Source organism: Leclercia sp. GHBNCSD, assembly GCF_055805075.1.
Genome location: NZ_JBQVYO010000001.1, coordinates 3,026,733 through 3,038,571 on the forward strand (window position 1 = coordinate 3,026,733; position 11,839 = coordinate 3,038,571).

Sequence of the window (11,839 nt, forward strand, 5' to 3'; positions counted from 1 at the left end):
AAGCAAACCTCGCCCCGGCCTTCCGGAAACGCTTCGGCGATTTTCAGCCGGACCAGGGAGCCGCTTTAAGTTCCTAATTTTTATGTGATTATTTCATTGCTTTAAAGGCAATTAAATTACCTGGGGTTCCTCAGCTCTGTGGGGAAGGGCATCAGACCGCACGTTCTGTAGGCCGGGTAAGGCGAAGCCGCCACCCGGCGTTACAGGTGATACCCCGACAGCCGCAACTCCCGGTCGATCCACTCGACAAACTGCTGGATCTTCCAGCTACGCTCGTTCATGTGCGGCATCACCAGATGATGGGCATTTATGGCGATCCCCATGCTGTCCGGCAGCACCTGCACCAGCGAGCCATCGTTCAGATGATCGGTGGCCATCATTTTGCTTTCAAGAATAAATCCCAGCCCCATGCGCGCCGCCTCAAAGCTCATATAGGAGCGATCGAAGCTCAGGCTGAAGTTGAGCCAGGGCCGGTCGATATTGTGCCAGGCAAACCACTTCTCCCAGTTCACCAGGGTGCTGGTGGATGAAATCAGCGCCTGCTGTAAGAGATCCTGCGGTGACTGTACCGGATGCTCGCGCAGGTAATCGGGCGAGGCCAGCACCACCAGCGCGTCATTTTTAATGGTCATCACCCGGTAGGCGTCCCAGTCCGGGATGCCGTGGCGAATGTCGATGTCGATATTATCCCGGGCGAACTGCAGGTTCTCATAAGAGCAGGTGAGGTTGAGGATGATATCGGGATATTCGGCGCGGAACTTGCCCAGGCGGCGCAGCAGCCAGGATAAACCGAAGGTCGGGGAGGAGTGCACGCGCAGCACAGCGTTCTCCTTCTCTTTGATCACCTGCTCGGTGGCGCGCCCGATGGCGCTCATGGCCGCCGAGACCTCCCGCAGATACTTCTCTCCGGTAGGCGTAAGGGTGACCCCCTTGCCGCTGCGGATAAACAGCTTTTTGCCCATCCAGGACTCCAGGGAGGCGATCTGATGGCTCACCGCCGAGGGGGTGACGTTAAGCTGCTCGGCCGCCAGGTGAATGCTCAGGGAGTTGGCGACCGCGATAAAAGACTGAATGTTTCGCAGCGAAGGGATGGGGAGCGTCTGGCGATCCTGCGCGGGCATAACCGGTCCTCCTTGAGGATGTTGCGGTAAAAAAACATAACATTCTGACCCTGCACCGGCAATATTATTGCGGCTGAATGGATTAAACAGGATCCCCGCCACATTTTTAAAAAACCTATATCCCCATAAACGAAGCCGTTATTTTTATGACGCGCTTCGCGAATCAAATTTATCTCAGCAATAAATGAGTTTTATTGAATGGTGTTTCAAACGTAAGCCGATATATTGAGTTTGAACGCGAAATTAAAACGACTCACGTTGTTCGAATAATGAGGTAAAACATGTCTCGTATAGAACAAGCTGTCCCCTACATAGCCACTAAAAAAACCAATTACCGCTTCGTGGTGCTGGCGTTAATATTTATTGTGTATGCCATTAATTATGCAGACAGAACCAATATTGGCGCCGTGCTTCCCTTTATCATCGATGAATTTCATATCAATAATTTCGAGGCCGGCGCCATCGCCAGCATGTTTTTTTTAGGCTATGCCCTGAGCCAGATCCCGGCGGGCTTTTTTATTGCTAAAAAAGGCATTCGCGGCATGGTGGCCCTGTCGATATTTGGCTTCTCTGCCTTCACCTGGCTGATGGGCACCGCCACCTCGGTGCTGGGGCTGAAGTTTATCCGCCTCGGGCTCGGCCTGACGGAAGGCCCCTGCCCGGTGGGGCTGGCCTCCACCATCAATAACTGGTTCCCGCCGAAGGAGAAAGCGACCGCCACCGGAGTCTATATCGCCGCTACCATGTTCGCCCCCATTCTGGTGCCGCCGCTGGCGGTGTGGATCGCCATGACCTGGGGCTGGCGCTGGGTCTTTTTCTCCTTCGCCATTCCGGGGCTGGTGATTGCCGTGCTCTGGTATCTGCTGGTGCGCACCCGTCCCGCAGAGAGCCCGATGGTCTCTAAAGCTGAGTTGGAGACCATCGTCGGGGGGCAAAACGCAGCGGAAACCCGGCGGGAAAATATCGTGATTGAACCGCGCTTCAACCGCCTCGACCGGTTGATCCGCGTGCGCGAGCTGGCCCCGATAGAGACGGTAAAAGGTCTCTTCACCTCGAAGAATATTCTTGGCGACTGCGTGGCCTACTTCATGATGGTGAGCGTGCTCTACGGCCTGCTGACCTGGATCCCGCTCTACCTGGTCAAAGAGAAAGGCTTTACCTTCATGAGCATGGGGCTGGTCGCCAGCATGCCCTGCATCGGCGGCTTTATCGGGGCGATTTTCGGCGGCTACGTGTCGGACAAGCTCCTGGGCCGCCGACGCAAGCCGACCATGATGTTTACCGCTATCAGCACCGTATTAATGATGGTCATCATGCTCAATATTCCGCAAAGCACCGTGGCGGTGTGCGTGGGGCTGTTCTTCGTTGGCCTGTGCCTGAATATCGGCTGGCCCGCTTTTACCGCCTACGGCATGGCGGTGGCGGACAGTAAAACCTATCCCATCGCCGCATCCATTATTAATAGCGGCGGTAATCTCGGCGGATTTGTTTCGCCCATGCTGGCGGGTTATCTGCTGGATAAAACAGGAAGTTTTAATTCTGTCTTTATTTATTTCGGTATTTGCGCAGCCGTTGGCTTATTAATGATTACCCTGCTGGAAGAACCGAAATAATAAATTAAACACCTCTCAATATTTTGGAGTAAATATATGCTACTGAAAGATAAAGTCGCCGTTATTACCGGCGCGGCTTCCGCACGCGGTTTGGGTTTCGCTACGGCAAAACTCTATGCCGAACAGGGCGCGAAAGTGGTCATTATTGATTTAGATGCAGAGGCCAGCAAGCAGGCGGCGGCAAGCCTGGGCGAGGGGCATCTGGGGCTGGCGGCGAACGTCAGCAACGAGCTGCAGGTTAATGCCGCCATCGAGCAGGTGCTGGGCAAATACGGGCGCATCGATATTCTGGTGAATAACGCCGGCATCACCCAGCCGATCAAGCTGATGGATATTAAGCGGGAAAACTATGACGCGGTGCTGGATGTCAGCCTGCGCGGCACGCTCTTAATGTCTCAGGCCGTTATCCCCACCATGCGCGGCCAGCAGTCCGGCAGCATCGTCTGCATCTCCTCGGTGTCGGCCCAGCGCGGCGGCGGCATCTTCGGCGGGCCGCACTACAGCGCCGCCAAAGCGGGCGTGCTGGGGCTGGCGAAGGCGATGGCCCGCGAGCTGGGGCCGGATAACGTGCGGGTTAACTGCATCACCCCGGGGCTGATCCAGACCGACATCACCGCGGGCAAACTTTCGGACGAGATGAAAACCGCCATTCTGGCAGGCATTCCGCTTAACCGCCTCGGCGACGCGCAGGATATCGCCCGCGCCGCGCTGTTCCTCGGCAGCGATCTCTCCTCTTACTCCACCGGCATCACCCTCGACGTCAACGGCGGCATGCTGATCCACTAAGGAGACAGGATTATGACTGATACCACGATTCAACAGGTCGCTGCCGCCGCGTGGCGCATCCGCCGCTATGCCCTGCGGATGGGCGAAGTGCAGGGGCAGGGCTATATCGGCCAGGCGCTGGGCTACGCCGACGTGCTGGCTACCGCCTTTGCCCACGGCATGACCTTTAAGCCCGACGAGCCGGAGTGGGAAGGGCGCGACCGCTTCCTGCTCTCCCACGGCCACTACGCCATCGCCTGCTACGCGGCGCTGATCGAGGCGGGCATTATTCCCGAAGAGGAGCTGGAGACCTACGGCGCCGACGACAGCCGCCTGCCGATGTCCGGTATGGCCACCTACACACCGGGTATGGAGATCTCCGGCGGCTCGCTGGGGCAGGGCCTGAGCATTGGCGTGGGCATGGCCCTGGGGCTGAAGCACAAGGGGAGTGATGCCTGGGTGGTGAACTCCATGTCCGACGGCGAGCTGGACGAAGGCTCCACCTGGGAAGCGGCAATGTCCGCTGCCCACCACGGCCTGTCGAACCTGATCGTGCTGGTGGATATCAACCGCCAGCAGGCCGACGGCAACTCCCACAAAATCCTCGGCTTTGAGCCGCTGGAAGATAAGTGGACCTCGTTTGGCTGGTACGTGCAGCGGGTCAACGGCAACGACGCGCCGGCGCTGGTGGCGGCGTTCGATAACGCGAAGCGCTATCCGGAGAATCAGCCCCGCGTCATTCTCTGCGACACCCTGATGGGCAAGGGGGTGCCTTTCCTTGAGCAGCGCGACAAGAACCATTTTATCCGCGTGGATGCTGACGAGTGGCAAAAAGCGCTCGCGGTGCTGGACGCGAACAAACCGGAAGGAGTGCAGTGATGAGCCAGACCACCGAGAAAAAACCGCGTTTAACCACCTCGGCGATGATCGCCTCTATTGCCGAAGAGGGGCAGGAGACCCGCGCCGCGCCGTTCGGCCACGCGCTGGTGAAGCTGGCGGAGCAGCGCCCGGAGATCGTCGGCATGACGGCGGATCTCTCAAAATATACCGACCTGCATATCTTTGCCCAGGCGCACCCCGAGCGCTTCTTCCAGATGGGGATGGCGGAGCAACTGCTGATGGGCGCCGCGGGCGGGATGGCGAAAGAGGGCTTTATCCCCTTCGCCACCACCTACGCGGTGTTTGCCACCCGCCGCGCCTATGACTTTATTCATCAGGTGATTGCCGAAGAGCACCTGAACGTGAAGATCTGCGCCGCGCTGCCAGGGCTGACCACAGGTTACGGTCCCAGCCATCAGGCGACGGAAGATCTCGCCACTATGCGCGGCATTCCGGGCATGACGATTATCGATCCCTGTGATGCGATAGACACCGAGCAGGCGGTACCGGCCATGGCAGAGCACGATGGCCCGGTCTATATGCGCCTGCTGCGCGGCAAGGTGCCGGTGGTGCTGGACCAGTACAACTACCAGTTCAAAATCGGCAAAGCCGCGCTGCTGGAGGAGGGGAGCGATGTGCTGATTATCGCCTCCGGCCTGATGACCATGCGGGCGCTGGAAGCGGCGAAGCAGCTGCGTAAGGATAACATCAGCGTGGCGGTGCTCCACTCGCCCACCATCAAGCCGCTGGACGAGGAGACCATTCTGGCGCAGGCGGCGAAGCCGGGCAGGCTGGTGGTAGTGGCGGAAAACCACAGCAGCGTGGGTGGCCTGTGCGAGGCGGTGGCGTCACTGCTGATGCGCAACCGGGTGCAGGTCGATTTTGATACCGTCGCGCTGCCGGACGCCTTCCTCGACGCCGGAGCGCTGCCGACCCTGCACGACCGCTACGGGATCTCCACCGCGGCGATGGTGGAAAAAATCCGCCGCAGGCTCTGAACCTGAACGGGGCGAGGCCGACTCGCCCCGGTTACCATCAATACCCTACCTGATACACCCGTCCGCTCTGTACCCCTTCCACGCTGCGGCGATAGGCCTGGGCGACCGTTGCGGCGGGCACGCTTTCGAAGCCCGGGAAGAAACCGTCGTAGGCTTCAGCCGATTCGGTGAGTACCGTCGGGCTAATCAGGTTGATGCGGATCCCGCGCGGCAGTTCGCAGGCGGCGGCGCGGACAAAGCCTTCCAGCGCGACGTTTACCGTGGTGGCATTCACCCCCTGGGCGATAGGCTCGTGGGCGACGATGCCGCTGATCAAAGTGATCGACCCGCCCTCATTCAGATAGTGCTGCCCGGTGAGCGCCAGCCGCACCTGGCCCAGCAATTTGTCCTGCAATCCCTGGTTAAACTCGCTGTCGGTCATGGTCGACAGAGGGCCAAAGTGCAGCCCGCCGCTGGCGGAGACAATCGCATCCACCGGACCGATCTTTTCGAACAGCGCCTGGACGCTGGCCTGGGAGGTGATATCTACCTGATGATCGCCTTTCGTGCGACCCACGCGAATGACTTCATGACGACGACTCAGCTCTTCTGTAACGGCCTGACCGACCGTACCGCTGGCACCAATAATGACGATTTTCATAGCCGACTCCTCTGTGTTGTGAGCCTTGATTGTTTAACAAACCAGAGAGCGGATAAACTGGGCTAAAGTTAGATCATTATTAACCAGAGGTTTGCAATATGGATAAGCTTCGCGGCATGGAGACCTTTATCGCGGTGGTGGAGAGCGGCAGCTTTACCGGTGCCGCCGCCCGACTGGAGATGTCGGCGGTGATGGTCGGGAAGTATATCGCCTGGCTGGAGGCGCAGCTTGGCACCCGGCTGCTGGAGCGCAATACCCGCCGCCAGAGCCTGACTGACGCCGGGCGGGTCTGGTTCGAAGAGGCAAAGCGGGTCATTGAGCAGGTCGCCATCGCTGAACGTTCGGTGGAGCGTCTGCGTACCGCGCCCGCGGGCACGCTGCGGGTGACTGCGCCCACCTCGTTCGGCGGGTGCGTGATTGCCCCGCTGACTGCCACCTTTTTGCAGCGTTTCCCGGAGGTGCGCGTCGAGCTGGATCTCACTAACCGGATGGTCGATCTGGTGGAGGAGGGGGTAGATCTGGCGATCCGCATTGGCGACATCCACACCGAGGATCTGGTGGCGAAATACCTCTGCCCGTACCGGATGGTGATCTGCGCCGCGCCGGACTACTTAGCCCGCCACGGCACGCCGCAAACGCCGGACGATCTGGTGGAGCATCTTTGTCTCTCTCATACCGTCTGGACCGCACGCAACGAGTGGCGGCTGCCGGGAGTGGAAGGGGAGGTGCGCTGGAAGCGCGATGCGATCCTGCGCTGTAACGACGGCTACGGTCTACGGATGGCGGCGATTGCCGGCGCGGGATTGCTGTTGCAACCGGAGGTGCTGGTGGCGGATGAGCTGGCGAATGGACGGCTGATACGTGTTTTAGAAGGTTACACACCACAACCCCGACCGGTGCACCTGTTATGGCGTCAGGATCTACGTCCGTTGCCGAAACTCACGCGGTTTATTGAGCATATTATGCAGGCACAGTGCGGTTTGTAACGCCCGGCGGCGCTGCGCTTGCCGGGCCTACAAAACCTTCAGACCGTAGGCCGGGTAAGGCACCGCCGCCACCCGGCACAACCGCACTGACCCGTAGGCCGGGTAAGGCATGGCCGTCACCCGGCACAACCGCACCGGATCGTAGGCCGGGTAAGGCATGGCCGTCACCCGGCACAACCGCACCGGACCGTAGGCCGGGTAAGGCATCGCCGCCACCCGGCATCAGGCCGCACCAATTAAAAACGGTAACCTACGCCCACATTCCAGCCGTCGATCCCGTAATCATCACCCAGGTCGGCAGTGGTGCCTTCGTAACCGACGTGGATCGCCAGCTCAGGCGTTGGGTTGAACTGTACGCCCGCGCCGTAAGCGAAAGAGGTGGATTTCTCATCGATGCCGTCACGCTGGGTATAGTTGTCGCCGCCGTTCACCCAGGTGGTGTGGCCGTCTGCTTTCACGCGTGCCACGCCGCCCAGCGCATACAGGGAAACGAAATCATTCAGGCGATATGCCGGGCCTGCCATCAGGGAGTAATATTTCACTTCGACGTGGTTTTTAACGGAGTCAGAGAAGAGATAATAATGCTCGTCCTGATCGCCGCTCATATAGGTGAATGAACCCATCAGGCTGACCGGGGAATCCCACTCGTAGCGATACTGAACGTTCACGCCGCGGATATTTTTGAAGTCTTCAACGTTACTCTGCGCATAACCCACAGAAACAGTCTGATTATCCGCCAGAGCAGCCCCGCTTGACAGACTCGCCGCAACGCATACCGCCAGAGAGAGTTTTTTCATTTTCCGTAATCCTTGTTGTCATTTTTTATGTGTAATGCCATATATCCCCATCCGTCAGGCTGGAGATATTCCACTGCAAATTAAGGCGATAAAATTGTTGGTTTTTTTGGCAGGCGATGAAATAGGGAATAATCTTAAAGCCCGGAATAGTCCTGGAATTTGCCTCCCCTATATTGGTAGGGTGTCATATTTAAAGCTGATGCTTATTTTCTCTGCGGGTATTTCAACGGTGATATCGCAACCTGTCCAGGGCGCTTTACCCTGCATCATATTATTCTGAATATAATAGTCCCGAAGGTTAACTAACAGGAGCCGAAGATGATAACTGGCGAGCTTATCCGGCACGAACCAGTCCTGGTTATCCTGCTGATCAACATAATCATATTCATACTCACAGGACTCGCCATCTTGGGCTAATTTTGCGCGAGCAATGATTTTCTTCGCCTCAGCAGGACCGGCATCAACCAGTAATTGACCAATTTTATTATGCAGATCGTCTAAGTCGCTCATTTATTTGTCCTGAAGTTTTATTTAGTGCGAGATTATTATCTGTTAATCAGTATACTTAAAATCAATCTTGATTCTGAGCGTTTCAACATCGACCGTTATTTCGCAGGCATGCCAGAACGAAGGCTGTTTTGAGGAGATGTTATTAACAAAAAATGTCCTCAGCTCAACCAGAAGGTCCAGCAAATCAGCATTGGCCTGTGCGCCTGCAGTAAACCAGTTTGTCTCACCTGAGGTGCTGTCCACATAATCAAACTCACATTTGCAGTGATCATTTTCGGGCGACAGCTCAGCACGCACGATGATGGTTGCGGCGTTATCGGGCGCTGCGGCAACTAAGACCGAGCCAATATCATTATAAATAGCCTGGGATTCGCGCATATTTTCATCCTGGGGTGACAAATCGTATTAATTAGGGCAAAGGCCGGTCGGCGCTTTAAGTGGGCCACACGCATCGTAACCGTACACCTTGTAGCCTTTACTTTTCATACAGCCTGAAATTTTTTCGTTCCTGGCAACGATCTCCTGAAGCGTTTGCTCCGGGCGGGCGCTGCCACCGTTCCAGCTACCATCATCAAGATTGGCATTTTTAGGTACGCCACAGCTATAGAGATCGGCTTTACGCTGTTCATTATCGGTGTAACCGCCTGCACCCGGCTTCTGAAACGTTTGCGCATAGCGCACGTATTGATAGTCGGTTGAATCCATATTGCCAACAACACAGCCGCTGATCATGAAACAGAACAGGATGGGGAATATTTTCATTTGCGACTCCCTGTGATTGATAGCCATTACCTTGTCAAAATGAGCAGACATCTTCTGCGTCGGTGCTGATGCGATGCTGCCCTCAACTATGTATAGAGGCTATCGTCATAGGGTGCTTCAACCAGAATATTTTGAATTTCATTTCGCGCTTTTAACTCCCATGCTGGGTTCATATTTGCCATTATTTCAATAAATTTTGGAAAAGCGATGCGCCTTCCATCTCTGCCTTCAACCCTGTGATCTAACTCATACTGGTATGCAATCTTATAGGCAAATTCGGAGATTATCCAATAAAGCAGCGTGTTTAAAGAGTGAGTGACTTTTCGGGAGAACTCATACCCTCTTTCTGAGTAAATATAATTATATGAACTATTTTCGAATGAAATATAGGGAGTGCCATCGCCATAGGGAGCAGAACACAGATTAACTGAATGTTTTGGAAAGCCTGCTCGCAAAATAATTTCATTAACTTGTTTTTGTATTTCATCAATGTTGACTAACATATTATTGAACCTCACTGCACACTATTTTAACGTTAACTTGATATTGCTACCATCAGGAACATCTCTTATTTGCAATGCAATAGTGGCTCTTGCTTTCATTGCTATTGTCGATTTTTCTAAATAAAGATTATCTGGCTCATATTCGCCACCCACTACAAACGGAATTTTTGGAACCAGGCGATAGCCCGCTGGTATTGAACCATACTTCTTCTGCCATGCGTTTGCCAGTGGGTAGCCCGTTAATACCTCATAGTCTTCAAGAATATGTTTACACCATTCATTGATATCTGGTGCAAGATAATCAAAAGCACCTGTCTCTGGATCGAATGTGTATATTCCATCTTCTTTTATACAAAATTGACCGCCAAAAACATCTTCAGCGAAGAAGAGGGCGTTACGAGCAAGATCATCGTAACACTCAATCCATAAGCCTTTATCATTCCAGTCGATGAGGCCGATCTCTTCTCCGTCTGTCTCAACAGGGAAAACATGTAGAGCTGACTCAAAACAATAAAATCCGTTTCGTTTATTTAATAAATTAATTAAATCCTCAATCAGAGGATAATCATGAAAAGCTGCGGGTAGTTTTTGCACCTTTCCTGATGAAATATCACCGCCGCAAACGGATAAGAGTTTTTCCAAAAATTTAGACATGTTAGTTATCCTATTTAAAGTCAATGTTAATCCTGAGTGTTTCAACGCACCAATCCGGGTTAAGCTTTTATAAAAAACATTATAAATCATGATGTTCTAATTTTTAATCAACGTTGCGTGACACAGGTGATTATGTTCTGTGTACTGAAGATGTACTGAATGGCTCCCGTAATCATACTTTGACCATCCATTAATCCATCCAAGGAGCATGTCGATTTTGCCTTCGCCAACCAAAGTGGGTTTTCCAAGCAATTTTGTAATGTATGCTCTGTCCATTCCCGCTTCAATTCCAGGGATGAAATTACCTGTAAACGGTGAATATTCATCTTCATAGCCAAAGTAAAAATGAATATGACTTAAGCAGTCTTTCCGAAACCCCATCTCGATACCCGAGTGGTAAAATTTATAGTACTTTGTTTTTCCATCCGGATCATTATATTCGCCAGCATCAGCTGATATAACCGGGGATTCACCGATAGCATGACACAGGTTGTTAACTCCAATAGAATCTTCCCTTTCACCAAGAACATCTATAAAACTAGCCCATTCCACTGTCATTTTATAACCCCATCTGGCGTGTACTTCTCAACTATAATATATCTTGTTTGTTAAAGAACAAATTTATAGCCAAAATTCCGCTAACAAAGTGCCAGGCAATTTAAAGTCAATTACGCCTATCAGAAAGTGTTTCAACAAAGTCATTATAGGCTTCATGAAGATGATAAAAATAAGCATCGGGCTCATTCTTAACAATCTCGTATCGTGCTAACAATTTTGTGAATAGCCCTTCGGGAACGGGATGAGGTTCGGCTTCGTTTTTATCACAATAAAAATAAAAAAACGCCTTTTCAAGTTCCGGGATAGAAAGTCTTTCCGCCTGGCTATAAAGATACTGATACGCGAAACTCCATTCACTGGACAGTAGTAAAAAATCAAGTGCGGCTGATTTTAGTTCATCATTGGCCTGGGACTGCTGCAAAAATCTCTGGCAATACTTTAGCGCCGTGGGTTGTTCTTCCACGAGCAGCATGCCCAGATATTCCAGAGCATCATCATTCGGATCGTTAAATGAATTAGATTCGACATAGCCGTTTGACTGGTAGAGATCTAATCCTGCCCGTAATTGGTTAACTGATTTATTCGTCATTTAAAGGCCCCTGTCGTCACCGTCGATAATCGTTTCGTTCATTGTTCAGGAAGCAGAAATAATTTACATCATCCTGGCCACGTCATCGGGACAGAGCGAATTCACATCCAAATACAACCTTCCAGCCATAATCACCTTACCTTAATTTTTGTTCAGGAAAGAAGGTTAAACAGGTCGCGTCTGAGCTGATCGAGTTCATCGTTCTCACTCATCAAAACCTTTCCGTTTCTATACAGTACGAGATCGTTTAGAGATCCCATTCCACCATAGAGATTGAGAAAAATGTGTTTGGTATCATCAGGTTCCAGCTCATATTTTTTAGCCAGTTTACAAATACTACTGACCATTCGGCATAACCCCCTAATTCTAATAAAGTAGCCATGCGTTGCATTTTCTCTACGATTAGCGTCGTTTTCTCGATAGTCAATACCTTCACCTGTTCTTCGGCCATTTGCTCGGTGGGT

General features: G+C 53.1%; 18 protein-coding genes. 5 read left to right on the plus strand and 13 right to left on the minus strand.

The window, feature by feature from the left end; translation table 11 throughout:
* Positions 1-200 precede the first annotated feature (200 nt).
* Complete coding sequence (locus tag ACT3IC_RS14630; protein ID WP_103180848.1) at positions 201-1,121, minus strand: LysR substrate-binding domain-containing protein; 921 nt, start codon at positions 1,119-1,121, stop codon at positions 201-203.
* A 281-nt stretch (positions 1,122-1,402) separates the two neighbouring features.
* Between ACT3IC_RS14630 and ACT3IC_RS14635 the strand changes: the two genes are divergently transcribed.
* Genes ACT3IC_RS14635 through ACT3IC_RS14650 form a run of 4 tightly spaced genes read left to right on the plus strand, consistent with a single transcriptional unit; the run spans position 1,403 to position 5,376 of the window.
* Entirely contained in the window at positions 1,403-2,734 is a 1,332-nt protein-coding gene (locus tag ACT3IC_RS14635; RefSeq protein WP_103180847.1) for an MFS transporter, read from the plus strand.
* 36 nt (positions 2,735-2,770) lie between these two features.
* Complete coding sequence (locus tag ACT3IC_RS14640; RefSeq protein ID WP_103180846.1) at positions 2,771-3,520, plus strand: SDR family NAD(P)-dependent oxidoreductase; 750 nt, start codon at positions 2,771-2,773, stop codon at positions 3,518-3,520.
* A gap of 12 nt (positions 3,521-3,532) precedes the next feature.
* Positions 3,533-4,378 carry a transketolase gene (locus tag ACT3IC_RS14645; protein ID WP_156655136.1) on the plus strand — a complete coding sequence of 282 codons (846 nt, stop codon included), beginning with the start codon at positions 3,533-3,535 and terminating at the stop codon, positions 4,376-4,378.
* Positions 4,378-5,376 carry a transketolase family protein gene (locus tag ACT3IC_RS14650; RefSeq protein WP_420193569.1) on the plus strand — a complete coding sequence of 333 codons (999 nt, stop codon included), beginning with the start codon at positions 4,378-4,380 and terminating at the stop codon, positions 5,374-5,376. Before ACT3IC_RS14645 ends, ACT3IC_RS14650 begins: the two co-directional genes overlap by 1 nt.
* Before the next feature lie 37 nt (positions 5,377-5,413).
* Here the strand turns inward: ACT3IC_RS14650 and ACT3IC_RS14655 are convergent, their stop codons facing one another.
* A complete protein-coding gene (locus tag ACT3IC_RS14655; protein WP_103180843.1) occupies positions 5,414-6,016 on the minus strand; it encodes a short chain dehydrogenase in 603 nt (200 codons plus the stop codon).
* Positions 6,017-6,114: 98 nt separating this feature from the next.
* Between ACT3IC_RS14655 and ACT3IC_RS14660 the strand changes: the two genes are divergently transcribed.
* Entirely contained in the window at positions 6,115-7,002 is an 888-nt protein-coding gene (locus tag ACT3IC_RS14660) for a LysR family transcriptional regulator (RefSeq protein WP_103180842.1), read from the plus strand.
* Between the two features lie 27 nt (positions 7,003-7,029).
* On the opposite strand, the gene ACT3IC_RS14665 is transcribed toward ACT3IC_RS14660, so the two are convergent.
* The 11 genes from ACT3IC_RS14665 to ACT3IC_RS14715 all read right to left on the minus strand — a co-directional run bounded on the left by ACT3IC_RS14665 (position 7,030) and on the right by ACT3IC_RS14715 (position 11,826).
* Positions 7,030-7,209: a hypothetical protein gene (locus ACT3IC_RS14665; protein ID WP_473477959.1), complete on the minus strand. Its 180-nt coding sequence runs from the start codon at positions 7,207-7,209 to the stop codon at positions 7,030-7,032.
* Positions 7,210-7,238: 29 nt separating this feature from the next.
* Positions 7,239-7,799 carry an Ail/Lom family outer membrane beta-barrel protein gene (locus tag ACT3IC_RS14670; protein ID WP_103180841.1) on the minus strand — a complete coding sequence of 187 codons (561 nt, stop codon included), beginning with the start codon at positions 7,797-7,799 and terminating at the stop codon, positions 7,239-7,241.
* A gap of 168 nt (positions 7,800-7,967) precedes the next feature.
* Positions 7,968-8,309: a hypothetical protein gene (locus tag ACT3IC_RS14675; protein WP_103180840.1), complete on the minus strand. Its 342-nt coding sequence runs from the start codon at positions 8,307-8,309 to the stop codon at positions 7,968-7,970.
* 42 nt (positions 8,310-8,351) lie between these two features.
* Positions 8,352-8,687 (minus strand): hypothetical protein, encoded by a 336-nt coding sequence (locus ACT3IC_RS14680; RefSeq protein ID WP_473477962.1) that lies wholly within the window; start codon positions 8,685-8,687, stop codon positions 8,352-8,354.
* Positions 8,688-8,714: 27 nt separating this feature from the next.
* The gene (locus tag ACT3IC_RS14685; RefSeq protein ID WP_233210493.1) at positions 8,715-9,122 is read right to left on the minus strand and encodes a hypothetical protein; all 408 of its coding nucleotides are present in this window, start codon (positions 9,120-9,122) and stop codon (positions 8,715-8,717) included.
* Positions 9,123-9,157: 35 nt separating this feature from the next.
* Positions 9,158-9,574, minus strand: coding sequence for an Imm63 family immunity protein (locus ACT3IC_RS14690; protein WP_473477965.1), 417 nt, complete (start codon positions 9,572-9,574; stop codon positions 9,158-9,160).
* A 21-nt stretch (positions 9,575-9,595) separates the two neighbouring features.
* On the minus strand, positions 9,596-10,228 hold the full coding sequence (locus ACT3IC_RS14695) for an SMI1/KNR4 family protein (RefSeq protein ID WP_473477968.1): 633 nt from the start codon (positions 10,226-10,228) through the stop codon (positions 9,596-9,598).
* A 96-nt stretch (positions 10,229-10,324) separates the two neighbouring features.
* Complete coding sequence (locus ACT3IC_RS14700; RefSeq protein WP_473477971.1) at positions 10,325-10,786, minus strand: hypothetical protein; 462 nt, start codon at positions 10,784-10,786, stop codon at positions 10,325-10,327.
* Positions 10,787-10,892: 106 nt separating this feature from the next.
* On the minus strand, positions 10,893-11,375 hold the full coding sequence (locus ACT3IC_RS14705; RefSeq protein ID WP_420193564.1) for a hypothetical protein: 483 nt from the start codon (positions 11,373-11,375) through the stop codon (positions 10,893-10,895).
* A gap of 152 nt (positions 11,376-11,527) precedes the next feature.
* Positions 11,528-11,710: a DUF6966 domain-containing protein gene (locus ACT3IC_RS14710; RefSeq protein WP_409518951.1), complete on the minus strand. Its 183-nt coding sequence runs from the start codon at positions 11,708-11,710 to the stop codon at positions 11,528-11,530.
* The gene (locus ACT3IC_RS14715; RefSeq protein ID WP_103180830.1) at positions 11,623-11,826 is read right to left on the minus strand and encodes a hypothetical protein; all 204 of its coding nucleotides are present in this window, start codon (positions 11,824-11,826) and stop codon (positions 11,623-11,625) included. The genes ACT3IC_RS14710 and ACT3IC_RS14715 overlap by 88 nt, the downstream gene beginning before the upstream one ends.
* Between the last annotated feature and the right edge of the window lie 13 nt (positions 11,827-11,839).